Below are 22595 nucleotides of genomic sequence, written 5' to 3' on the forward strand. Positions count from 1 at the left end.
GGTTTGCTCAGTCGAACGGGTCATCCGTGAGTGCCGGCACCCTCTACGACAAGGTCTGGGATCTGCATCGGGTCGCCGAGCTTCCGGGGGGCTCCACCCAGCTGTTCATTGGCCTGCACCTCATCCATGAGGTGACCAGCCCCCAGGCCTTTGCCGCCTTGAAGGACCTGGGCCTCTCCGTGCGCCATCCCGAGCGCACCGTGGCCACGGTGGATCACATCGTGCCCACCACCTCCCAGGCGCGGCCCTTTGCCGATCCGCTGGCCGAGGAGATGCTGGCCACGCTGGAGGCCAACTGCGCCGCCCATGGCATCACCTTGCACGGCCTCGGCAGCGGCCGCCAGGGCATCGTGCACGTGATTGCCCCCGAGCTGGGCCTTACCCAGCCCGGCATGACCGTGGCCTGCGGCGATTCCCACACCTCCACCCACGGCGCCTTCGGGGCCATTGCCTTTGGCATCGGCACGAGCCAGGTGCGCGACGTGCTGGCCAGCCAGAGCCTGTCGATGGGCAAGCTCAAGGTGCGGCGCCTCTGGGTGGAGGGGCAGCTGCAGCCGGGCGTCTATGCCAAGGATCTGGTGCTGCATGTGATCCGCACCCTGGGGGTGAAGGGCGGCGTGGGCTACGCCTATGAATTCGCCGGTCCGGCCATCGACGCCCTGTCGATGGAGGAGCGCATGACCCTCTGCAACATGGCGATCGAGGGGGGTGCCCGCTGCGGCTACGTCAATCCTGACGCGGTCACCTTCGCCTATCTGCAGGGCCGTCCTTTTGCGCCCAGTGGCGAGGCCTGGGAGCGGGCCGTGGCCTGGTGGACCAGCCTGGCCAGCGGCCCGGATGCCGTTTTCGATGACGAGGTGTGCTTCGACGCCACCTCGATCGCCCCCACGGTGACCTGGGGCATCACCCCCGGTCAGGGCATCGGGGTCGACGAAACCGTGCCCACCCTCGAACAGGTGGATCCCGATGAGCGCCCCTTGGCGGAGGAGGCCTACCGCTACATGGACCTGCGGCCCGGCGCCCCCATTGCCGGCACTCCCGTAGATGTGTGCTTCATCGGCAGCTGCACCAATGGCCGGCTCTCCGACCTGCAGGCCGCGGCGGCGGTGGCGCGGGGCCGGCACGTGGCGCCAGGCATCAAGGCGTTCGTGGTGCCCGGCAGTGAGCAGGTGGCTGCTGCGGCCGAAGCGGAGGGCCTCGACCAGGTCTTCACCGCCGCTGGTTTCGAGTGGCGCGAGCCAGGCTGCTCCATGTGTCTGGCGATGAATCCCGACCGGCTCGAGGGGCGTCAGATCAGCGCCAGCTCCAGCAATCGCAACTTCAAGGGGCGTCAGGGCTCCGCCACCGGTCGCACCTTGCTGATGAGCCCGGCCATGGTGGCGGCGGCGGCGATTGCCGGACAGGTGAGCGACGTGCGTCAGCTGTTGCCGACCTGAGTCGCCTCTTTGTGGGGCTCACGCCCCTTTCCTTCCTCCCCACGCTTCTTAACCCTGTCGTGCCAGCAGCGATGACCAGCCCTTCCTTCCCCATGGGTCCGATCACCGAGCTCCGCGGCCGGGCCGTGGTTGTTGCCGGAGATGACATCGACACTGATCGGATCATTCCTGCCCGCTTCCTCAAGTGCGTCACCTTCGATGGCCTTGGTGAGCAGGTGTTCGCCGACGATCGGGCTGAACGCCCTGGGGAGCACCCTTTGGATCGACCTGAGGTCCAGGGGGCATCGTTGCTGGTGGTGAACCGCAATTTCGGCTGCGGCTCGAGTCGTGAACATGCTCCCCAGGCCCTGATGCGGTGGGGAATCCGCGCGGTGGTGGGCGAGAGCTTCGCCGAGATTTTCTACGGCAATTGTCTGGCCCTGGGCATTCCCTGTTTCACGGCCTCCCATGACACCGTGCTCAGCCTGCAGTCGGCCCTGGCCGCTGCGCCAGCCCAGGAGCTCCAAGTGTCGCTGGATCCTGCCGCTGTGGAGTTGTCCGACGGGCGCCGCTGGGATCTGGAGCTCCAGTCGGGCCCCCGCCAGATGTTGCTGACCGGGCAGTGGGATGCGACCTCCCAGCTGTTGGCCCATGGTGCTGAGTTGGAGCGCACCGCTCGAGCCCTGCCCTATCTCAACGGTTTCTAGGCCGGGGGACGAAGGGTGTGCCAGTGCCCGCGAAGTTGAAGTCGTTGAGCTTCACGCGAATGCCGCCGATGCCGTCGTAGGGGCTGTAATAAACCCCAACTTCGTAGGAGCGGCGTTGGAGCTTCAGTTCCACATAGGAATAGGACACATCGCCGTAAAACTCTGAGTTGTTGTCGATATTGAAAGTGGCTCCCGCTTCCAGCACCAGCGGCCCATAGATCTGTTGGGCGGCTTGGAAGCTGAGGGTGCGCAGGTCTACCGCCCGATCAAAGCCGAAGGGGCTGGCGCCCCCGAGGAATGTGCCGGCAACGGAGGCGGAGAAGCGGGTGTAATCGAACAAAGGTTTGTCAAATTGGCCGATGGTGAAGCTGGGTCCTCCCCAGAGGGTGAGAGTGTTCTGGTTCGCACCATCGCTGTAACTGGCCACGAAGCCGCTGGCGCCGACATTCAGGCCGAATCCAGGAATGACCGGGGTCGGAGAGTAGCGAAGTCCCCGGGCTGGATCTTCGCTGGCATCTAGGGCCCGTCCCTGCCACAGCTGCAGGGTGCTGCTCACCGCGAGATTGGCGTAGCTGCGCCAGAGGGTGTCGAGGGTGTTGGTTTCAAACAGCGTGGCCTGATAGTTGCCAGATTGGGCTGCCCAGCTCAGGGTCACCGGGGCGAAAAAGGGGCCTTTCGGCCGGGGTGGTGCCGCTGCAGCGCTGGTGGGGTCAGCCTGTTGTTTAGGTCGGTTGAAGACGGCTGTGCCGGCCAGGTTGGCTCCGTAGGAGTACACCACGGTCTGCAATCCCAGGCTGCCGTTGTAGATGCGTTCGCGGTATGAGCCAAACAGTGCCGCGCTGGCACTGTCGTGGCCTGGCAGGCTCAGGGGGGCGCTTAGGCGAGTGGTGCTGCGGGTGCCAGAGCGGAAATTCTCGGGATTGAGGGTGGACAGGCTCGCATCCGCATTCAGGGAGGCCCAGCCCATCGGCAGGTTCAGGGCGGCGAGCAGGCCGAACATGTCCCCGAATTTGGCTGTCTGCTCCACGTCAGGGCTGGCCAGGCTTTCCCCAGGCTGCACGTAGCTGTTGGTGCGGCCTTCGATGGCCCGTTGCACCATCAGTTGGGGTTGCAGTTGGAGGCTGCCGCTGCGGCCCAGTTTGATCGGCTCCAGGTTGTAGCCGATGTAGAAGCCATCACGATCCTCCTTGTCGGTATCCCAGGCAAATCGGGCCTCTTCTGCGCCCACCGTCGTGTTGGTGATGGCCGGCAAGGAAACCTTTCCGTCCAGCAGGATTTGGCTGCTGCGGCTCTTGATCCGTGTGACTCCCTTCGCATCCATCACGGCTACCACCTTGCGGGCCAGGCTCCAGGAGGCGGCGGGGGTGAAGGGATCGTTGGTGAAGGCCATCTGTTCGGCCGTCCAGCGGTTGCCCCGGATCCGGATTTGGGATCCCTGAAAGCGCAGTCGGCTGATGGTTCCAGCCTTGTTGGTGGGGGGGCGATAGCTCTGGCCCGCGCTGTTGAGTGAATCCGTGGTGTCGATCACGGCGACCAGATTCAGCCTGAAGCTGGTGCTCCAGCTCTGCTGAAAGGCCACGTTGCGCACCCGTGGGTCCACCGAGATGGCGGCGGCGTCCGTGGTCTCCGGGGAGGAGCTGTTCTTGAAGGATGGACCGTTCTTGGAGAATGGACTGAGCTCGGCGGATGGGCTGGTGGGTTGAGGGGACACGGCACCCGTCTGCGGGGGACCGAACGCCACCGATTCCAAAATCTGCTCCAGGGGGAGAACGGGCCTGGAGAGCTCACGGCCTGGGCAGCCATCCGGGGCGGGCATGGTGGGCAGGCTGATTCGCCCCGGGGGCACCACCCGCACCACGGTGCGTCCCCTGGGATCCGCCGTGAGCTGGGGGCAGGCGAAGGCCGGTCGGGGTGTCACGGCAGCCGGTGGTGTGGCTCCTGACTGGGCATCCCGGGCCAGGGTGTCCTGGTCGATGACGCCATAGACATCGTCCATTTCGCCGCTGGCTTCCCAGTCGCTGTAGCGCAGTCGACTGGCCTGGAGATATTGATCGCCCTTGGTCAGCCGAATCCGGCCGGTGGCAAACACACTGCGGCTGCGCTCCGCCAGCTCCACCCGGTCGGCCAGGAGTCGCCAGCCGTTGAACTCAGCCTCCACGTTGCCCGTGGCGACGAAGCGGCCCAGTTGCTGGTCGTAGCCCTGTTGATCAGCGCGGACCACCACAAAGGTGGGAGCGGGCAACGGAGGGGGAGTCGGGGCCGCCGCTGCTGGCGCCGCTGGGACTGGCGACAGGGCTGGCGCCGCAGCAACCAATCCTGCTGGCCACAGGATTGCCGGCAGGATGGCGGTGGGCAGCATCACCCGCCTCAGGCTGCGGGCAGGGCGTTCAGGCCAGGGAATGGCCTGGAGCAGCTGGAAAAAACCCACGCTCATCGTCCCCTGGATTCTTCTCGGATCCAGACTGGGGGAGCAGGGGTGCCAAGGGCCTTCACAACGGATTGCCGACCAGTCGCCCTGCGGCCGGATCATCCCACAGGGGTTCGGATGGATTCCGGAGCAGTGGTCAGTTGGTTTTGAGGCGCGTGGTTCTCAGTCACGTCGTGCCGTGGCCTGGCGCGACGAGGTGACTGGGTGCGGCGAAGCGCGAGCTCTGCCCGGAGAGTTGGGCTGTGAACGCCCCCTGCTGCCTGAGCGGACTGGGTGACGGGCCGCCTAGGCCTCAGTCTTCGAGGTCCTTGCGGCTCGGGGTGCGGCTGGGATCGCTGGCCAGGAAACCGAAGACGAAGATCCCGATGAAGAAGAAGACGACCGAATAAACCGAGATCTTGAGGGCGAGCATGGTTCGGCCTTGGGGAACGGCGAGCGGGTGACAGGGAGTGACAGGCGCTTGGAAGGGCCTGGCCGACCCCGCGACAGCGGGATCATCCTATGGGACTTGGCTTGCCATCCAACGATGCCTGAGGCCTCTGCAGCAGGGCAGGCCCCCCGGATTGAAACGTTTCAGTCACGTTCCTGTCCCTCGGGGGGGCGCTGGGATCTGCAGCCGCTCTGGCGCGGCGAGCGCACCGACGGTGGTCAGGGGCCAGCCCTGGAGGATCCCTGGGGGGCGCAGCATCGTCCTGACTGGCAGGCGCGTGGGCTGGTGATCTGGCCCCGGGGGGGGCAGTGGCAGCGGCTGACCCTGGATCTGGTCTGCCCAGAGGCCTGGCGGCAGTTGCAGCTCCCGGCACCAGTGGCCCAGGCGCGGCTGGTGCTGCGCTGGTGGGCCGACCAGGTGGAGCTGCGGGTGAACGGTCAGGCCGTGCATGCCGGCGATCTATTCGACACGGCCTGCCGCTGGGTCGTTCCGCAGCGCTGGTGGCAGGGGGAGGAGCTGCGGCTGGAGCTGCGGCTGCGCAGTCCCCTGCACGACGATGGGGCCCTGATTGAAAGCCGCCTCGAGCTCGAACCCCTCGACCCGGCCGATCCGGCGAATCTGCTGGCCGAGACCAAGGGCGAGTTGGCCGCGGTGCGGGCTGGCCAGCCCCTGGCGGGAGGGTTTCACGTGCTTGGCCATGCCCATTTGGACCTGGCCTGGCTCTGGCCGGTGGCTGATACCTGGCAGGCCGCCGAGCGCACCTTCGCCTCCGCCCTCGATTTGATCGAGCGTTTTGAGGAGCTCCACTTCGGCCACTCCACCCCGGCCCTCTATGCCTGGCTGGCCCAGAACAGGCCTGCCCTGTTTGCCCGCCTGCAGCAGGCCGTTGCCGCCGGCCGCTTTGAGCCGATCAACGGCCCCTGGGTGGAGAGCGATTGCGTGCTGATCAGCGGCGCCTCACTGCTGCGCCAGTTCCAGTTGGGCCAGCAGTTCAGCGCCGCCACCTTTCCCGGGTTGGAGCACCCGCTGGCCTGGCTTCCAGACAGCTTCGGGTTTGCGGCCGGCCTGCCGGCCGTGGCCCACAGCACCGGTGTGCGCTGGTTCTGCACCCACAAGCTCTTTTGGAACGCCACCAATCCATTCCCCCACCGGCTGTTTCGCTGGCGCAGCCGCTGCGGTGCCGAGCTGCTCGCCCTGATGACCGCCCCGATCGGCACCGATGGGGATCCGCTGGCCATGGAGCGCTACCGGTTGGCCTGGCGTGGGGCCACCGGAGTGGATGAGGCCCTCTGGCTGCCGGGGGTCGGTGACCACGGCGGCGGCCCCACCGCCGAAATGCTGGAGCAGCTGCGGCTCTGGCAGCAACAGCCCCAGGCCGCGCCCCAGCGCCACGGCAGCCTCCGCGCCTACCTGGCCCAGCTGGAGCCCCTGGCCTCCGGGTTGCCGGTGTGGCGCGATGAGCTCTACCTGGAGCTGCACCGCGGCTGCGCCACCTCGCGGCCGGATCAAAAACGCCACAACCGCACCCTGGAGCGCTTGCTGCGGGAGGCGGATCTGGCTCAGGCGCTGGCGGGCTCCGCGGCCTGCCCTGATGCCGAGCAGCCCGTCGACTGGCGTCCGCTGTTGTTTCAGCAGTTCCATGACATCCTTCCCGGCACCTCGATTCCCGAGGTGTTCGAGCAGGCCGAGCCCCAGTGGCGCGCGGCCCGCCGCAGCGCTTGCCGGCAGCGGGATCGCGCTCTGCATGCCTGGCTGGGGGGTGGTTCGGGTTGGTGGGTTGCCCAGTTGCAGCCCCTGGCCGCCCGGGCCCGCACCCTGCGGGTGCCCCTAGGTGCCTGGAGCGAGGGCGGGGTCGGCCTGCCGGCCCAGGTGGCCCGTGCTGGCGGCCAATGGCTCCAGCTCCCCCCGCTGGAGGGGGTGGCGGCCCTAGCCCTGGAGCGGCACCCCGCACCGGCGGCCGGAGCCTCCCCCGTGCCCGTGGAGGCCCCCGTGTGGGTGGAGGGCTGGCGCTGCGGCAATGGCCTGGTGAGTTTTGAACTGGGCCCCAGGGGTCTGGAGCAGCTCTGGGACCACACGGGCGCCTCCCAGTTGGCCGCCCCCCTGGCCTGGCGGCGCTTTGGCGATCGCGGCGAGTTCTGGGATGCCTGGGACATCGCCGCCGACTACCGGGACCATCCGCTCGCCTGGGAGTGGCAGGGCGAGCCCAGCTGGCTGGAGCAGGGCCCCCTGTGCACCAGTTTTCTCTGGCGGGGCCGCTGCGGCGCCAGTGCGGTGCGGCTGGAGGGACGACTCCTGGCCAATAGCCCCTGGCTGGAGCTGATCCTCCATGTGGACTGGCGCCAGCGCCATGAGCTGCTGCGCCTCGAGATCCCCTTGGCCCAGCCGGCCCAGCGCTGGGCTGCCGATACCTCCGGCGGGGTGCTGGAGCGGCCGGCCGAGGCCGTCACGGCCCGGGACCAGGCCCGCTGGGAGGTGCCGGCGATCAGCTGGCTGGCCTCGGTGGCTGCCGGCGGTGCCGGCCTGGCGGTGCTGCTCGATGGTCCCCAGGGTGTTTCGGCCAGCCCGGAGCAGCTGGGGGTGTCGCTGTTGCGGGCTCCCACCTGGCCCGATCCGGGAGCCGACAACGGCCACCAGCGCCTGCGACTGGCCCTGCTGCCCTGCCCTGGGGGCTGGTGCCGCGGCCAGGTGCCCCAGCAGGCGGTGGCGTTTCGCGAGCCCCTCTGGCTGCGGCCGGCGGTGGCCCAGGGCCGGCCTGGGCGGCGTCAGGCCCTGCCCCCCCTGGGCGAAGGGCTGGTGCTGCTGGGCTGCCGGCGTTCAGGCGACGACGGCACCGTCGTGATCAGCGTGCAGAACTGTTCTCCCTGCCGCCGCAGGCTTGAACTCGGTTCGGCGTGGCAGGGGCTGCAGCGCCTGGATGGCCTCGACCAACCGCTGGCGCCGGACCAAATCCCAAGCGGAGATCCCTCGCTGCTGGCCCCCTGGAGCCTGGGTTTCTGGCGGATGCGCTCGGCAGGCGCGTAGGGCTCAGTCGTCGTGATCGTCGAAGGGATCGGTGAGACCCTTGGACGGGGGGCCAAAGGCTTGATACACGCCGAAACCGGTGAGGGCCAGCAGCACCGCCAGCACGGCAAGGGCCACGGAGAGGGCCGGGGAGCTGGTGGTGGCGGTTGGATCCATGAAGGGGGAAAGGGGGTGCAGGTGACGGGTTGCGTCACAACTCTCGACGGCTCGCCGCGGCGCGGCCCGCAAGGCCCTTACAGTAACGAGAGCGAATCCATGCCCGAGAGGCTCCAGCAGACATGGCCCAACGCACCCGCCTCGGAGACATCCTGCGCCCGCTCAACTCTGAGTACGGAAAGGTTGTTCCCGGTTGGGGCACCACGCCCGTGATGGGCATTTTCATGGTGCTCTTCCTGGTGTTCCTGCTGGTGATCCTGCAGCTGTACAACAAGTCCCTCCTGCTCGAGGGCATCACCGTCAACTGGAACGGCCTCGGCTGAGCCCTTGAGCTCGGTTCCGACCCAACCCCCTTCCCATGAACGTGTTCGGCATTGGCCTCCCGGAACTGGCGGTGATTGCCGCCATTGGGCTGCTGGTGTTTGGTCCCAAGCGTCTGCCTGAGCTGGGGAAGACCCTGGGCAAGACGCTCAAGGGTTTTCAGTCGGCCTCCTCGGAGTTTGAAAAGGAGTTCCGCTCCGCGATCACCACCCTCGATGTCCCCGCCTCCACCACGGAAGAGGGTCAATCCACGTCGCCGCCGGCTGCAGATCAGCCAACTACCGAGCAGCCGGTCGACGGGCCTGTCGCCTGAACCTTGGTGACGTCAGTCAGCCCTGCGTCGCCCTCCGACCTGCACCTGGTGGTCGGCCTGGGCAACCCCGGTGGCAATTACGCCGACACCCGACACAACGTTGGCTTCATGGTGCTCGAGCGCCTGGCCGCTGCCGCGGGCACCACGTTTCGCCAGCAGGCCAAGTTGCAGGGGCTGTTGGCCGAGGTGGGTCAGGGCCGTGACCGCCTGCGCCTGTTGATGCCCCAGACCTTCATGAACGAGAGCGGGCGCTCGATTCGGGCGGCCCTCGACTGGTTTGATCTGGCGCCCTCCCAGCTGTTGGTGGTGGTCGACGACATGGATCTCCCCCTCGGGAAGTTGCGCCTGCGGGGCTCCGGTAGTGCCGGGGGCCACAACGGGTTGCGCAGCACCATCAGCCATCTGGGGACCCAGGATTTCGCACGGTTGCGCATTGGCATCGGGGCCCCGGCCGAGGATCCCGCCGAACGCAGGGCCCGCACCGTGGGTCACGTGCTCGGACGCTTCAGTGCCGCCGAGCGGCCCCTGCTGGAAGCGGTGCTCACAGAGGTGGAGGCCGGCATTGGCCTGATCCAGCGCCTTGGCCTAGAGCGGGCCGGTAACCGTCTCAACAGTTTTCAGCCGGCAGGCGCGGCAGCCTGAGTCGATGGCCCGCCTTCCCGCCACCACCGCCCAGCTGCGCGTGCTCCATCAGAGCTTCAGCCAACGGGTGCTGGAGGGGGAGGTGAGCGCTGGGGGCTACCAGTGGAGTTTTCGCTGGGCTTTTGACCGCGGTGAACTCCATGTGGAGCCGTCGCTGGGGCGTGCCCTTATCCAAGATGCGCTGCTGCGCTATTTGCTCAAGGTGGATTACCAGCTTGAGGCCGGCGGCGACTACGTCTTCACCGTGCGGGCCAAGTTTTAGGGGCCGTCAGCGTTCGCTGCACCGCCGCTGAGGTGCGTTGCAATTGGATGCCGCGATGGCGTTCCACCAGCAGCTGGGCCACGACATCGTCGATGTCCCGGGGGGGCAGCCGCAGACCAGCTGGCACCAGGCGCGTCCAGGGGCTGGGCGGGCAGAGTTCCCAGTAGCGCTGGCGCGCCGCCAGGGTGCTGCCGTGCTCATTGACCAGCTCTGGTTGGAGGTGCAGCTGGCCCAGCTGCTCTCGCCAGCGGCGGCTGCCGGTGCCGTTGCCCACCACGACGGACTCCAATCCCTGAAGCTGCCAGCCCTGGAGCAGGTTGGCGCAGTCCTGGGGAGGCAGGATGGCGGCTTCCAGCACCAGGTTCCGCTCGGTATCGGCCAGCACCAGTCCACATTTGCTGTGGCCCGGATCGAGCCCGGCGATCAGCGTCCGTGTCCGGGGGGCGATGGGGCTGCCGTTCATGGCCGTCGCGGGCTGATCGGTGCCGTCGTCGCCCGCACCCAGCGCAGTTCAACCCCAATCGGATCGGCGGTGTCGGCATCTGCGAGGGCGATGGCTTCCAATTGGGCCACCTGACCCTCGGGCCGCTCCCGCAGCTCACGACCCAGTTGGGTGAGAGCCGCCGCATTGAATTGAAGCCCTTCCACCAGGGATCCCTGGCGCTGGGCCCGGGCGTAGGCGGCGGCCAGCAGCAGGTTGAGCCGGCGATTGATGGGCTCCAGGCCGGTGAGGTCGCCTTCGATGGTGGTGCTGGCCAGCACGTCGCCTGCCTTGACGACGGGGCGGTTGGGGCGCAGGTCGGGGAAGGCCAGCACTTGCCGTTCGCCCCGCAACACGTTGGCGGCCGACAGGATGCTCACCACCCAACTGCCGGGTTTGGCGAGCAGGGCCTCCAGTTTGGTGATGTCACTTTTGGGCACCAGCAGGATCTGGCGGTCCACCGGCTGGCCAGGCAGCACCCGCCGGAAGGCCTGGAGGTTGGCCTGTTGCAGCAGGGCCGTGATCACCCCCTTGGCCTGCTCAGGGCGGTCCATGGTCACCTTGGCACTGGCCAGGGTCTGGCCGCTGGTGATCACCACATCGCCGCGGCGCAGGGCAATCAGGTTGGTTTCCAGATCCTTCAGTTCCTGGGCCCCGGCGGCAATGCGCCGGCGCACCTGGGCCAGTTCGGTTTCGGTGCGACGGATTTCCGCGTCCCGGTCCTGCACGTCCCGGCTGAGGCGGCCGCGTTCCGCTTCGAGCTGGTTGCGCTGGGCCAGCAAGGGGGCCAGCTCCAGGCGCAGTTGGCTGGCCCTGGCCTGGGCTTGCTCGAAACGCTGTTGGGCCTGCCGTTTCCCCTGTTCGGCCCGGTTGAGCTCTGCCTGGCTGCTGGCCAGTTGGCGGCGACTGTTGGCCAGGCGCGCCTCCAGCCGGTCCAGCTCGAACAGACCCGTACGCAGGCGCTCGCTGACCAGCAACATCAGGCCGAGGGATACGGCGCTGATCAGGCTGCCGGTGAGCACCGTGATCACCACCGCCGTGCGCCGTGGCCGCATCCGGAACAGGCTCAGCCGTGCCTTGCCCACGCGACTGCCCAGCCGGTCCCCGAGGGTGGAGAGCGCTCCCCCCAAGGCGAGCAGCGCCAGGATCAGCAGCCAGCCCGTCACATGCGTTTGCGAACGGGCCCCAGTATCCCTGGTCTGGCGCCGTTCAGCTGAAGCGCTTGGCCAGGGCGATCGGGTCGAAGACGGTGATCTTCTTGCGGTCGATCTGCACGAGGCCCTCGTTGCGGAGGTCGCCGAGCAACCGGGTGATCGTCACCCGCGTCGAGCCGATGGCTTCGGCGATGGCCTGATGGGACAGGCGCAGGTCAATGGTGATCCCCTCACTGCTGGGTACGCCAAAGTCGCGGCACAGCACCAGCAGGAAACTCACCAGCCGCGAACTCATGTCGCGGTGGGTGAGGGTTTCGATCATCGTTTCGGTCTGCAGGATGCGGGAGGAGAGGCCCTGCAGGAGCAGCAGCCCAACGCTGGCGTCCTGCTCAATGGCGCGGCGCACGGAGGTGGCCGGTGCGGTCACCATCTCCACCCGGGTGAAAGCAATGGCGTGATAGAAGCGATCGGAGCGCTGGCCGGTCAGCAAGGAGAGCACGCCAAACAGGCTGTTTTCCCGCAGCAGGGCCACCGTGATCTCCTCCCCTGACTCGTAGACCCGGGACAATCTCACGGCGCCCCGGCGCAGCAGATAGACCCGTTCGGCCGGGTCCCCCGGGAAAAAGATCGTCTTGCCGCGTTCGATGGTTTCGACGCTGCTGCCAGACAGGCCGCGGATCACCTCCAGCAGGGTGGGGTTGCCCTGGCCCGCACTCCCCATCCCGGCCACCACGCCAGGAGCTCCCGTGGACGGGGTGTTGGCGATACGGCTGAATCCGTGGGTGGCGCCAACCATGGGGACAGGGCAAGTGGCGGGACCTTAAGGATCACCCGGGGTCATCCCTGTAGCAATGCACACGCTTTGCCCGGGGGCCTGGTTGGCCCGGTCCCACCAGTACGGATGTTTCCACCATGGATGGTGTCATCGGCTTGTGGAACGGCCCGATCCCGCTACATTCAGCTTTGCGAGGTCGTTCGGCGGCTTTGCTCCCAGGGGTCTCCCTGCAGCACGTTTTTTGGAGGGTGTGAATGACCGCCAGCTTGCCTGTCCCAGGTCTGACCTCCGGATCCGGAGCTGGCTCCTCGGGTGCGGGCCCAGCTGGTGCCGCTGCCCTGTGGGCTCAACGCCATCCCCAGCGTCCCGGCCATCGCCCCCTGGGCGTGGCTTCGCCGGCTCCGTTGCTGCGCCTGGTGGCCCAGCAGGAGGGCCTGCTTCAGATCCACACCGCTCCTTTCCGGGGCAGCTTCGGCGCGGTGTTGAGTCAGGCCCTGCGGACCGCCGGGCTGGGCAGCCGGGTGTTGGTCAGCCAGTTCCTCAAGGGTGGCGTCGATCAGGGGCTCGAGAGCAGTCTCTGGTTGTGCGGGCGTCTCCAATGGCTCAGGCCCGGCGTGCCTGCCTGCCTCTCCGAGCTGGCTGCCGACCAGGACCCAGACGCGGTGGAGGCGGTGCGCCAGGTGTGGACCTTCAGCCGCGAACAATTGCTGAGTGGCGCGGTGGATTTGATGGTGCTCGATGAGCTGGGCCTGGCCGTGGAGCTGGGCTACATCGAGAAGGCGGAGGTGCTGGCTGTCCTGGAGCGCCGACCGGCCCATCTGGATGTCATCCTGACCGGACCAGCGATGGCCACGGAGTTGATGGCCATGGCAGACCAGGTCACCCAGCTGCGTCGAGGTCTCTGATGCTCAAGAACGACCGCTGGATCAATGAGCAGGCGGCTGCCGGAATGCTCCAGCCCTTTCAATCGAGCCTGGTGCGCCACCTCGATCCTGAGAATTCCAGCTCGCCGGTGCTCAGCTACGGCTGCTCCTCCTATGGCTACGACCTGCGCCTCTCGGCTAAGGAATTTCTGATCTTCCGGCACGTGCCCGGGACGGTGATGAACCCCAAGCGGTTCAATCCCGCCAATCTCGAGCCTGCGCCCCTGCATCACGACGACGATGGGGCCTATTTCATCCTGCCGGCCCACTCCTATGGCCTTGGGGTGGCGCTGGAGAAGATGAAGGTGCCCGCCAACATCACGGTGATTTGCCTGGGCAAGAGCACCTACGCCCGGCTGGGCATCATTGTGAACACCACCCCGGCGGAAGCCAGCTGGGAGGGCCATCTCACCCTCGAGTTCAGCAACTCTTCCGGCGCCGATTGCCGGATTTATGCCAATGAGGGCATCTGTCAGTTGCTCTTTTTCGAGGGCGACCCCTGCGAAACCACCTACCAGGATCGGGCCGGCAAGTACCAACACCAACCTGAGCGCGTCACCCTCGCCCGGATTTAGGGAGCCAGCCGAGCTTTATGGAGCCGGCTTTTTTCGTACCAGTCGGCGAACTGGGGCGTCCAGGCCTGGAGGTGGGGCCACATCAGGTCGCAGAGTTCACGGATTTCCTGTTGGGCGTCGAGCTTGGCCCGCAGGTCGAGGAAATGCAGGAAGGCCCGCAGGGTGAAGCTCACCACAAAGTGCTGGCGGTAGTCGAAGGGGAGGATGCCGCGGGCATGCTCCTCGGCAAAGCCTGCCGCTAGGAGGTCGCGGTAGCGCTCCGCCGCCGCCCGGCAGAGATCCAGATCCACAGCCCGCTGCTCGGCGGAGTAGGTGTATTTCTTGCCCTGCCGGTCGCTGTAGCTGCCAATGGGCCGGAGATAGAACACCTCTTCCAGCTCCAAGTCGCCCTGGGCTGCTTTGCAGATGCGATCGCCGGTGTAGCGCATCGATTGCACGTCAAAGCTCACCCCCACCCGGTGGGTGCGGGCCTGCTGCATCACGGAGTGAGGAAACCAGCCCACGTTCAGCACGATCTGGGCATGCTCCAGGGGGCCGTAGTGCCCCCGCTCGCCGGCCAGCAACCGCTTGACGCAAATTTCGCCGGCCTTGGCTTCATCGGGCCAGTTGGCGGCGTCCGCGGCCACGAACCCCTCGCTGTAGTCCTGGTGCATGCCGGCATACACGCATTGCTGGGGATTGGGGGTGGCGGCGATCAGGGCGACGCGGAAACGGGGATCCATGGCGGATTGCGGGGGGGAAATTAGGCGTGGCTGCGGGGTCCCGCCATCGTCGCAGCATCTGAGGCCGTGGTGCGGTCGCCGGCATCCAGGCTGCTCACCGCTCCGACGCCGGCGAAGGCCGGTAGCGGGCTGCCGGTGAGGAGGGCGCCCGTGAGGGCCTGCAGTTCGCTCAGGCTGCGTGCGCCGATGGAGCGGCCGACGGCCTCGCCAGCGGCATTGAACAGCTCCAATTGAGGAATGCCATTGACGTCATAGCGCTCCAATTCGGGTTGCCAGCGCGGGTTGTCGACGTTGAGCAGGACCACATCGAGGCTGCCCCGGTGTTGGGCTTCGATCGTCTCCATGGCCGGCGCCATGCTGCGGCAGGCCTCGCACCAGTCGGCGTAGAACTCCACCACCGTCGGTTTGCCGTTGCCCAGGGCCACCGGCAGATCCAGGGACTGGCGGGCCAGCCGCTCCAAGGGAGCCTCGGGATGGAGGCCGCCGCGGAACCAGAGCAGGCCGGCCGCCAGCAGGGCTGCCAGAACCACGAGCAGGAGCCGTTCGTTCTGACCCAGTCCAGGGTTGGGGGAGGAGTTGGTCATGGCAGCACTTTGCCAGTGCTTGCTAGCGTTTTGAAGTCGGCACTGGGGCCCTTTCCGTGAAGCGGCGCCTCACCCTGCACTTTCCCCGGGAAGCGGTGCACCAGCCGATCACCTACCGGCTGGCGGTGGATTTCGATATTGCCGCCAAGATTTTGCGGGCCCAGATCGCCCCCAACCAGAGCGGCACCATGGTGGTGGAGCTCTCGGGAGATATCGACGAGCTCGCGGCGGCAGAGGCCTGGCTCGAGAGCCAGGGGCTCGGCCTCAACCGGGCTCCGGGGCAGATCGCGATCGACCGTGGGCGCTGCGTCGATTGCGGGTTGTGTTCCAGCGTTTGCCCCAGTGGTGCCCTGGCGCTGCGGCAGCCGGCTTGGCAGCTGCACTTCGATGCGCAACGCTGTCTGGTGTGCGAGCAGTGCATTCCGAGTTGTCCTCTGGATGCGATTGCCCTGGTGCTGGCCCCCCCGTGAAGGCGATGTTCCGTCTGCTGCTGCTGCCCCTGCGGGCGCCCATGCTGCTGGTGCTGGTGGCCATCGCCGTCTACGAAGGACTGCAGTGGAGCCAGCCCCTCCAGGGCGCCGTGCCTTCGGGCATGGCCCAGCTGTCCAGCCTGTTCTGGTCACTGGACTGCCTTCATGCCCTGCTGGTGGTGGTGGTCTGCACCATGCCCGACCTGTTGTTGCAGCGGGTGTCCAGCCTGATGGCCGCCAGTCGGGTGATGAGCCTGGTGATCAGTTTGTTGATCGTCACGGTGGGTGGCCTTTACCTGCTGCACCTCAAGGTGCTGACCAACGTGCTGATTCTGGGCACCACCGTCTTGCTGGCCCGCCTGGATTTGGCCCGGGTTCGGGTGGCGCCTCCTCCCCTGCTGATGGCGGCCGTGCTCGGGGTGCTCGTCTTGGCTGGTGCTGGGGTCGGCCGTTGGTTGGCCAGCAGCGGCGGCAGCCTCTAACAGGCTGGAAGCGGCTGCTGTTGGACGTTCCAGAGGTTGCCGAGCACCTTTTTGACGTAGAGCCGGGTTTCGGGATACGGGATCGCTTCGATCCAGAGTTCGGGATCCTGCTGCAGCTGGGGACTCACCCAGCCCGCCACCGCAGCGGGGCCCGCGTTGTAGCTGGCGGCCATCAGGATGGGATTGCCTTGCCATTGGCGTTGCAGTTGCGCCAGGTAGAGGGCTCCCAGTTGGGCATTGCGGCTCGGATCGGTGAGGGCTTCGGGCTGGAGCGGGCCGTCGGCCAGCTCGGCCGCGGTTGCGGGCATCAGTTGCAACAGCCCCACCGCTCCGGCAGGGGAACTCACCCCGGGGCTGAAGCGGGATTCCTGTTTGGCCACAGCGGCCAGCAGGGTGGCAGGAATCCCGGTGGCGGCGGCGGCTTGGTTGAGCTCCGCCACGAAGGCGGGGGTCTGCAGGCTGCGCGCCAGTTGGCGGCTCAGGCTGCAGTACGGCCCGGGGGGCAGGCCGGAGCGCTGGGGTGTGAGGCGCAGGCTGGCCTGCTCGAGTTGGCCCAGGCCCATCCAGTGATCGCCCACGCCCCGGCGCAGGCGGCCCTCCAGCACGAGTTCCTGCGGTGCGCTGGGGGGCTGGCTGCGTGCCGTGCGCCAGTGCTCCCAGGCCTCCAGGGGCTGGTCGAGGCGCCAGAGCCGGTCCAGTTCCCCATTGCCGCTCTCCAGGGGCTGCCAGCTGGGGGCAGCCAGGGCGGAATGGCGCTCGTGATCGAGGCTGAGATCCCCCCGGCCCAGCCGCACGGCCGCGCGCCAGCCGTAGAAGCCCTCGGGCTGGTGCTGCAGCAGCGCGCTCCAGGTGCCGCGGGCGGCCGTGCGCTGCCCCAACTGCCATTGGCTGAACCCCAGCCAGAACCGCTGGCGGCTTGCCAGGGCCGGGGGCAGCGCCTGTCCGATCGGCGCCATGAGCAGGGTCTGGGCCGTGGCCCATTGGCCGGCCAGCAGGGCCTGGCGGCTGCGCTGCCATTGCAGTTCCCAGCTGGCCGGATCGGTGGGCCAGCGCTCCAGCACCGCCAGCACGGCCCCGGTGCCCGGACTTTCCAGAGCTCGCCGGGCCTGGACAGGGGCCGTGGCCTGCAGGCTGGGTGGCAGCTTGGATAGGGCCTTCAGGGTGCTGGCTCCGGGCTGGTCGCTGAGCAGGGCGACGGCTTCGCTCGCCTGGGGAGATCGGGGAGCGGCTCGGGCCAGCTGCAGCAAGCGCTCCCGGGCCTGGCTCTGTTGGGCGTCGCCTCCTGCCAGCAGGACTTTGGCCAGGGCCAACTGGGTGTCCAATCCCGGCTGATGGCCCTGCAGGCAGGCCAGGGCGGCGGCGCCGTTGCCCAGCTGGGCCAGGCCTGCGGCGAGTTGATCGCGCTGGGCGCGGCTGGGCGCGGCGGTGTTGCTTTGGCAGGCTTGGCGCAGCCGCGGTTCGGCGCCCGGCCAGCGCACGCCATGGCGGGCCAGGTGGAGGGCCCCTGCGAGGCGGGCCGAGGGTGCAGGACCGGTCTCCAGCGCTGCGGCCAGGGCCGCTGGATGGGCGGCAAAGCGCTGCAGCAGCTCCTGGCGCAGCGCGGGGCGTTGGCGACCCAGGGCATAGAGCCCATCGGCGGCGGCCGGGGTCTGGGGGAAGCGCTGCACCAGCCGCTGCCAGCGTTGTTGGGCGGTGGCCGGATCCCCCAGGGCTTCGGCGGCCAGGGCATCCCGCTTGAGCACCAGGGCGGCGAGGGAATCGGGTCCCCAGCCCTGGCCGCGCAGCAGAACGCGCTCACGCACGGGATCATCCCCCTGCCGCTGCACCAGCAGCAGCCGTGCCTCCCGCCGCCGTTCCGGATCCGGCGAGAGCCAGGCCAGGCGCTGCAGGCTGGCGGTGGAGGTCTGGGGATCGGCGGCGGGAATCCAGGCCAGCAGGGCTCGGCCGGCCACCAGCCCGGCGCCGCTGCCCAGGCAGGTGAGCGCCAGCAGCAGGGGGAGGCGTGCCAAGGGCGAGGGCGGCGGGTCTTCGGCATTCTGGAGACGTGTGAAACGGCTCCGCTGGTGCGCCTGCCTTCCCTGCCTCCCTACCTCTCCAGCCTGCCTGGGGCCACCCAGCGTCTGCGGGCACTGCGGGTGCTGGCGGCAGCGGGTCTGGTGTTGCTGTTGCGTCCCTGGTGGCCGCTGATCTGGCTGCCCGGTTGGGTGGTGGGCCTGCTGTTGCTGTGGGCCGTGTGGGAGCTGGTGCGCTGGATCTGGTGGCCCCGGCGCTGGAGCTAGCTGATCACTCCACGTAGCCTGAGCTCCTTCGTGGCATCTGCCCATGGCCGAGCTGGCTCCCCATCCCGTCGGTCACCCCCTGCGGGGAGGTGTGGCCGGCTTCGGCACCGATGGCATCCGTGGCCGCGTGGGTACCCAGGTGAGTCCGGCCCTGGCGATGCAGGTGGGGTTCTGGTGCGGCCAGGTGCTGCCGCCCGGTGCGCCAGTGCTGATCGGCACGGATTCCCGCAGCAGTGGCCCGATGCTGGTGGCGGCGCTCACTGCGGGGCTCACCGCGGCGGGCCGGGAGGTGTGGACCCTGGGCCTCTGTCCGACTCCGGCCATCCCGGGGGCGATCCGGCGCCTGGGGGCGGCCGGCGGGCTGATGGTGTCGGCCAGCCACAACCCCCCTCACGACAACGGCATCAAGGTGTTCGGCGCCTCCGGCGCCAAGTTGAGTCGGGGCCAGCAGCAGGCGATCGAGGCGGGTCTGCAGGGAGTGGGGAGTGCCCCGGCCCAGGGGGCTTCCGGCGGCTTCAGCGGCACCGGTGTCGTCTGCGACCGCCACGACCTGATCGCCGACTATCAAAAGGCCCTCCTGGCCAGCGTGATGGGACGGCGCCTTGAGGGTTGCCGCATCGTGCTCGACCTCTGCTGGGGCTCGGCGACAGCCTGCGGCGAAGCGGTGTTCCGCGCCCTAGGTGCTGAGCTCACGGTGCTGCATGGCCAGCCCGATGGCGCGCGCATCAATGTGGGCTGCGGCAGCACCCACCTGGAGCCCCTGCGGCAAGCCGTGCTCGAGAAGGGGGCCACCATGGGCTTCGCCTTTGATGGCGATGCCGATCGGATGCTGGCCGTGGATGGCCGCGGTCGGGTGGTGGACGGTGACCAAATTCTCTATCTCTGGGGGTCATCGCTGCTGGCCGATGGCCAGCTGCCGGCCAACCGCATCGTGGCCACCGTGATGTCGAACCTCGGTTTCGAGCGGGCCTGGCAGGCCAAGGGCGGCGTGCTGGAGCGCACCGCCGTGGGGGATCAGTACGTGCACCAGGCGATGGAGCAGATGGGGGCCGGGCTCGGCGGCGAGCAGTCGGGCCACATCCTCTCGGCGCGCCACGGCATGAGCGGCGATGGACTGCTCACCGCCCTCCAGGTGGCCACCCTGTTGCACCGCTCCGGCCAGAGCCTGGCTGACTGGATGGACAGCAGCTTCCAGCCCTATCCCCAGACCCTGGTGAACGTGACGGTGCCTGATCGTCAGCGGCGCCAGCAGTGGCAGCAGTGCGAACCGCTGCGGCAGGCCGTGGCCGCGGCCGAGACGGCGATGGAGGGTCGCGGCAGGGTGCTGGTGCGGGCCAGTGGCACCGAGCCCCTGCTGCGGGTGATGGTGGAAGCGGCAGAGCAGCAGCTGGTGGACCACTGGGCCGCCCAGCTGGCCGCCGAGGCGGAGCAGCACCTCAACGCCGCCTAGATCAGGGGTTGTTGAGACAGTCGCGGGCCAGGTTGAGGGCGCCGCTGCAGGCATCCCCCGCGGGGGGCAGGAGCCGTGCTCCCGGACACAGGATCTCCAGGTGGGCGGCTAGCTGGCTGCGCAGCAGTTCCAGGTGCTCGAGGGCGCCGCCCATGGGCCATACCGGCGGGGCGACCAGTTCCAGCCGTTGGCTGATGGTGGCCACCATGCGCGCCAGGGCCAGGGCTGAGCGCTCCACCACCGCAGATGCCGTTGGATCGTCCTCAGCGGCGGCGGCCACCACCAGGGGGGCCAGCCGGGCAAAACCCGCGGGCCCGAACTCAGGCGTGACGACCAGGGCTTTGATCGCCTGGGCGGCTTCGGGGTCGTCGGCTGCCAGGCCCAAACCGGCCCAGATCCGGGCGCGCAGGGGCGATTCCGGTCGGCGGCCATCGGCCATCTCCAGGCTCAGGGCCAGGCCGTCGCGGCCCAGGTCCATCGCCGATCCCGCTCCATCGAGCAGCCAGCCCCAGCCGGCACAGCGGTGCTCCACCCCGGCCGCATTGCGGCCCACGGCAATGGTGCCCGTGCCACTGATCACGACAATGCCGGCCCGGTGGTTGCCCATTGCGCCGCGCAGGGCGGTGCGTTCATCGCCAGTCACCACCACGTGCGGCAGGGCAAGACCGAGGGCTTCGGCTGCCAGCGCCTGGGCAGAGCTCTGCACCGGGCTGCCCACTTCGACGCCACTGGCCCCAATGGCGGCGGCCCGCAGTTGCCCCTGGGCCTTCAGCTGTCCGCAGGCGTTGTCGAGGCTGGCTTGCAGGGCCCGGCGGAAGCGGCTGGGGCCGTCGGGGGCGGCCAGGTGGCACACGCCCGGCCCCTCCCCTTCCGCCAGCACCACAGGGCTGTTGACTTCGCTCAGGCGGCAGCTGGTGTGGGTTTGGCCGGCATCGAAGCCGGCAATCAGGGCCAGTTCAGCCACGGTCCCGGGAGGCTGCTGGAGCGGCCCCAGCGGCCAGGGTGGCCACACAGAACCAACCAACCAGTTGCACCTCGGGGCGGAAAAAAATGGTGTCGGTGAGTCCCTGGACGGCCAGGCCGGCGATCACGGCGATCACGGCCAAGGCCGGCAGGCTGAAGAAGCCATCGCCGCGCCACAGGGCCGTGGCCGTGCGCAGGTTGGCCACCAGCAGGCCGATCCCTGCCAGCAGCCCTGGGATCCCAGCCTCCACGGCCAGTTCCAGGGGGATGGAGTAGGCGCTGAGGGCGTTGAACTTCGGTTGCTGAAACAGGGGATAGATCTGATTGAAGGCGTCGTTGCCCGGGCCGATGCCCAGCCACGGCCGGGCCTGGATCATGTCCAAAGCCGCCAGCCAGACATTGATGCGGAAGTTGTTGGAGCTGTCCTGGCGGCCGGCCACCAGGCTCATCACCCGCACCCGCAGGGGTTCCACCTGGGTCACCACCACCACCAGCAGGGCTGCCCCACCGACCAGCAGCAGTACGGGGAACAGCTTGCGCCACAGGGGTGGCCAGGCCCGGGTGCCGCGAACGGCCAGCAGCAGCACGATCACGCCGGCTTCGGCCACCAGGCCCATCCAGGCACCGCGGCTGTAGGTGAGCACCAAGGCGGCAACGCCCAGCACCAGGGCCGTCAGGGCAAACAGCTTGCGGGCCAGGCCCTGCCAGCGCAGCAGGGCCACCAGGGCCAGCGGTAGGGCCGGCAGCAGGTAGCCCGCCAGCAAGTTGGGGTTCTCCAGGGTGCTGTAGATCCGCACGGTGCCATCGGCCACCGAATTGGGGTCCGCCCAGCGGGCCAGCTCGGTGGAGTCGCCGTAGAGCTGGCGGATGCCGATCACGCTGGTGATCAGTTCCCCGGCCAGCAGGGCCGCCACGAGGCGGTCCCACCAGAGTGGTGCGGCCACCAGCAGCTGACGCATTAGGGCGTACACCCCCAGATAGCTCACCAGCTTCACCAGGCCCTTGGCGGCGGCCAGGGGAACCGGGGAAAATCCCGTGGCCAGCAGGGCCAGGGCCAGAATTCCCAGGATCCAGCGGTCGATCTCGACCAGGGGTCCCGGCGTGGTGCGAAGAGCCAGCAGCAGCCAGAGCAGGCCGCTGGCCAGCACCAGCAGGCTCAGGCCGCTGCGGGTCACCAGGGGCAGGCCCGCCATCAGGGCGCAGAGCACCAGGCCCGACAGCAGGGTCAGCTGCCGCCCCAGGGCGCCGCTGGGGGCGCTCCGCAGACAGCCCTGCCAGCGCAGCAGAAGGGGGGAGGGGGGAGCACTCAAGGGGCGGAGGCTGGCGTCAGGCCGGATTATCGACCCCTGCGTCGGGATCCTCCAGGCCTTGCGGCAGCTCCTGCAGCAGCTGTTGCAGCGGCGGCAGGCTCTGGCTGTTGCGCCGGTAGAGCACCCGGTACACCGGCAGACCCTGGGCCAGCACGTAGGTTTCCCGCTCGGTGGGCACCGGCAAGGGGTTGTCAGCCCGCCAGGGACGGCTGTCTTGGGGCGGGCGATCAAAGCCTCCGCTGGCCTCGATCAGCTCCACCATTGGGGTGATCACCGCCAGCACATCGCTCTGGATGAACAGCTCCCGGCCGCAGGCCAGGGCCTCACCCAGGGCGAGCAGTAGGGCGGGCTGCAGGACCCGACGCTTGTGGTGCTTCTTTTTGAACCACGGATCCGGGAACTGGATCGACACCCGCTCCAGGAGTCCGGCGGGCAGGGACCCAAGCCAGTCCTGCAGGCTGATGTTGGCGTTGCAGAAGAGGTAGTGCAGGTTGTCGAGTCCGAGGGCCTGGCGGTCGGCTTCGGCCGCAACCACCAGGGGCCGGCGGATCTCCACGCCGAGGTGGTTGCGCTCGGGTTGCCGCTGGGCCAACTCCAGTAGACAGCGGCCCCGGGCGCAGCCGATGTCGAGGTGCAAAGGCTGCTCCGGCACCCGGAACAGGGCAGCCGGCGCCGGCAGGGGCCGGGGCTGCTGGAAAAAGCGGCTGAGGGGGTTGACGTGCTGGCGCACCA

25 protein-coding genes are annotated in these 22595 nt (G+C 68.4%); 13 read left to right on the forward strand and 12 right to left on the reverse strand.

Features of this window, described 5'->3' with window-relative positions; genetic code table 11:
* The first annotated feature begins 26 nt into the window (after window positions 1-26).
* The gene (gene leuC, locus H6G16_RS02190; protein ID WP_190388688.1) at window positions 27-1436 is read left to right on the forward strand and encodes a 3-isopropylmalate dehydratase large subunit; all 1410 of its coding nucleotides are present in this window, start codon (window positions 27-29) and stop codon (window positions 1434-1436) included.
* Between the two features lie 71 nt (window positions 1437-1507).
* Window positions 1508-2122, forward strand: a complete 615-nt coding sequence (gene leuD, locus H6G16_RS02195) for a 3-isopropylmalate dehydratase small subunit (protein ID WP_190388689.1) — start codon at window positions 1508-1510, stop codon at window positions 2120-2122.
* On the opposite strand, the gene H6G16_RS02200 is transcribed toward leuD, so the two are convergent.
* A complete protein-coding gene (locus H6G16_RS02200) occupies window positions 2109-4556 on the reverse strand; it encodes a DUF3769 domain-containing protein (protein WP_190388690.1) in 2448 nt (815 codons plus the stop codon). The two genes, leuD and H6G16_RS02200, sit on opposite strands and share 14 nt — an antisense overlap.
* A gap of 286 nt (window positions 4557-4842) precedes the next feature.
* The gene (locus H6G16_RS02205; RefSeq protein WP_006172424.1) at window positions 4843-4962 is read right to left on the reverse strand and encodes a photosystem II reaction center protein I; all 120 of its coding nucleotides are present in this window, start codon (window positions 4960-4962) and stop codon (window positions 4843-4845) included.
* Between the two features lie 303 nt (window positions 4963-5265).
* Between H6G16_RS02205 and H6G16_RS02210 the strand changes: the two genes are divergently transcribed.
* Window positions 5266-8001 (forward strand): glycoside hydrolase family 38 C-terminal domain-containing protein, encoded by a 2736-nt coding sequence (locus tag H6G16_RS02210; protein ID WP_347238756.1) that lies wholly within the window; start codon window positions 5266-5268, stop codon window positions 7999-8001.
* Between the two features lie 3 nt (window positions 8002-8004).
* Here the strand turns inward: H6G16_RS02210 and psbN are convergent, their stop codons facing one another.
* Window positions 8005-8157, reverse strand: a complete 153-nt coding sequence (gene psbN / locus H6G16_RS02215; protein ID WP_094559147.1) for a photosystem II reaction center protein PsbN — start codon at window positions 8155-8157, stop codon at window positions 8005-8007.
* Between the two features lie 122 nt (window positions 8158-8279).
* Here psbN and psbH point away from each other — a divergent pair, with 122 nt between their 5' ends.
* The 4 genes from psbH to H6G16_RS02235 are packed head-to-tail and all read left to right on the forward strand — an operon-like array spanning window position 8280 to window position 9695.
* On the forward strand, window positions 8280-8480 hold the full coding sequence (psbH, locus tag H6G16_RS02220) for a photosystem II reaction center protein PsbH (RefSeq protein WP_190388692.1): 201 nt from the start codon (window positions 8280-8282) through the stop codon (window positions 8478-8480).
* A gap of 35 nt (window positions 8481-8515) precedes the next feature.
* Window positions 8516-8791 (forward strand): TatA/E family twin arginine-targeting protein translocase, encoded by a 276-nt coding sequence (locus H6G16_RS02225; protein WP_190388693.1) that lies wholly within the window; start codon window positions 8516-8518, stop codon window positions 8789-8791.
* A 6-nt stretch (window positions 8792-8797) separates the two neighbouring features.
* A complete protein-coding gene (gene pth, locus H6G16_RS02230) occupies window positions 8798-9433 on the forward strand; it encodes an aminoacyl-tRNA hydrolase (protein ID WP_190388694.1) in 636 nt (211 codons plus the stop codon).
* A gap of 4 nt (window positions 9434-9437) precedes the next feature.
* Window positions 9438-9695, forward strand: a complete 258-nt coding sequence (locus H6G16_RS02235; RefSeq protein ID WP_190388695.1) for a DUF3146 family protein — start codon at window positions 9438-9440, stop codon at window positions 9693-9695.
* Here the strand turns inward: H6G16_RS02235 and H6G16_RS02240 are convergent.
* From H6G16_RS02240 to ntcA, 3 genes are read right to left on the reverse strand one after another with little or no spacing between them, the layout of a single operon-like run.
* Window positions 9673-10158, reverse strand: a complete 486-nt coding sequence (locus H6G16_RS02240) for a resolvase (protein ID WP_190388696.1) — start codon at window positions 10156-10158, stop codon at window positions 9673-9675. The genes H6G16_RS02235 and H6G16_RS02240 overlap by 23 nt on opposite strands.
* Window positions 10155-11342, reverse strand: a complete 1188-nt coding sequence (locus tag H6G16_RS02245) for a DUF3084 domain-containing protein (RefSeq protein ID WP_190388697.1) — start codon at window positions 11340-11342, stop codon at window positions 10155-10157. Before H6G16_RS02245 ends, H6G16_RS02240 begins: the two co-directional genes overlap by 4 nt.
* Before the next feature lie 43 nt (window positions 11343-11385).
* Complete coding sequence (gene ntcA, locus H6G16_RS02250; RefSeq protein WP_190388698.1) at window positions 11386-12126, reverse strand: global nitrogen regulator NtcA; 741 nt, start codon at window positions 12124-12126, stop codon at window positions 11386-11388.
* Between the two features lie 233 nt (window positions 12127-12359).
* Here ntcA and H6G16_RS02255 point away from each other — a divergent pair, with 233 nt between their 5' ends.
* Window positions 12360-13010: a cob(I)yrinic acid a,c-diamide adenosyltransferase gene (locus tag H6G16_RS02255; RefSeq protein ID WP_190388699.1), complete on the forward strand. Its 651-nt coding sequence runs from the start codon at window positions 12360-12362 to the stop codon at window positions 13008-13010.
* Complete coding sequence (gene dcd / locus H6G16_RS02260) at window positions 13010-13603, forward strand: dCTP deaminase (RefSeq protein ID WP_190388700.1); 594 nt, start codon at window positions 13010-13012, stop codon at window positions 13601-13603. Before H6G16_RS02255 ends, dcd begins: the two co-directional genes overlap by 1 nt.
* Here the strand turns inward: dcd and thyX are convergent.
* Both thyX and H6G16_RS02270 read right to left on the reverse strand, forming a co-directional pair.
* Window positions 13600-14325, reverse strand: coding sequence for an FAD-dependent thymidylate synthase (thyX, locus tag H6G16_RS02265; protein ID WP_190388701.1), 726 nt, complete (start codon window positions 14323-14325; stop codon window positions 13600-13602). The genes dcd and thyX overlap by 4 nt on opposite strands.
* A gap of 20 nt (window positions 14326-14345) precedes the next feature.
* Window positions 14346-14909, reverse strand: a complete 564-nt coding sequence (locus H6G16_RS02270) for a thioredoxin domain-containing protein (RefSeq protein WP_190388702.1) — start codon at window positions 14907-14909, stop codon at window positions 14346-14348.
* A gap of 56 nt (window positions 14910-14965) precedes the next feature.
* Here H6G16_RS02270 and H6G16_RS02275 point away from each other — a divergent pair, with 56 nt between their 5' ends.
* Both H6G16_RS02275 and H6G16_RS02280 read left to right on the forward strand, forming a co-directional pair.
* Entirely contained in the window at window positions 14966-15379 is a 414-nt protein-coding gene (locus H6G16_RS02275) for an NIL domain-containing protein (protein ID WP_190388703.1), read from the forward strand.
* Window positions 15380-15384: 5 nt separating this feature from the next.
* Window positions 15385-15861: a hypothetical protein gene (locus tag H6G16_RS02280; protein WP_190388744.1), complete on the forward strand. Its 477-nt coding sequence runs from the start codon at window positions 15385-15387 to the stop codon at window positions 15859-15861.
* Here the strand turns inward: H6G16_RS02280 and H6G16_RS02285 are convergent.
* A complete protein-coding gene (locus tag H6G16_RS02285; RefSeq protein WP_190388704.1) occupies window positions 15858-17870 on the reverse strand; it encodes a lytic transglycosylase domain-containing protein in 2013 nt (670 codons plus the stop codon). The two genes, H6G16_RS02280 and H6G16_RS02285, sit on opposite strands and share 4 nt — an antisense overlap.
* 54 nt (window positions 17871-17924) lie before the next feature.
* Here H6G16_RS02285 and H6G16_RS02290 point away from each other — a divergent pair, with 54 nt between their 5' ends.
* Complete coding sequence (locus tag H6G16_RS02290) at window positions 17925-18140, forward strand: hypothetical protein (protein WP_190388705.1); 216 nt, start codon at window positions 17925-17927, stop codon at window positions 18138-18140.
* 43 nt (window positions 18141-18183) lie between these two features.
* Window positions 18184-19590 (forward strand): phosphoglucosamine mutase, encoded by a 1407-nt coding sequence (gene glmM, locus H6G16_RS02295; protein ID WP_190388706.1) that lies wholly within the window; start codon window positions 18184-18186, stop codon window positions 19588-19590.
* A 1-nt stretch (window position 19591) separates the two neighbouring features.
* Here the strand turns inward: glmM and H6G16_RS02300 are convergent, their stop codons facing one another.
* Genes H6G16_RS02300 through trmB form a run of 3 tightly spaced genes read right to left on the reverse strand, consistent with a single transcriptional unit; the run spans window position 19592 to window position 22593 of the window.
* On the reverse strand, window positions 19592-20554 hold the full coding sequence (locus tag H6G16_RS02300) for a BadF/BadG/BcrA/BcrD ATPase family protein (RefSeq protein WP_347238757.1): 963 nt from the start codon (window positions 20552-20554) through the stop codon (window positions 19592-19594).
* The gene (locus tag H6G16_RS02305) at window positions 20547-21863 is read right to left on the reverse strand and encodes an IctB family putative bicarbonate transporter (RefSeq protein WP_199289094.1); all 1317 of its coding nucleotides are present in this window, start codon (window positions 21861-21863) and stop codon (window positions 20547-20549) included. Before H6G16_RS02305 ends, H6G16_RS02300 begins: the two co-directional genes overlap by 8 nt.
* 16 nt (window positions 21864-21879) lie before the next feature.
* Complete coding sequence (trmB, locus tag H6G16_RS02310; RefSeq protein ID WP_190388747.1) at window positions 21880-22593, reverse strand: tRNA (guanosine(46)-N7)-methyltransferase TrmB; 714 nt, start codon at window positions 22591-22593, stop codon at window positions 21880-21882.
* Window positions 22594-22595: the final 2 nt, after the last annotated feature.

Source organism: Cyanobium sp. FACHB-13342 (assembly GCF_014697415.1).
Lineage (GTDB): Bacteria > Cyanobacteriota > Cyanobacteriia > PCC-6307 > Cyanobiaceae > Cyanobium_A.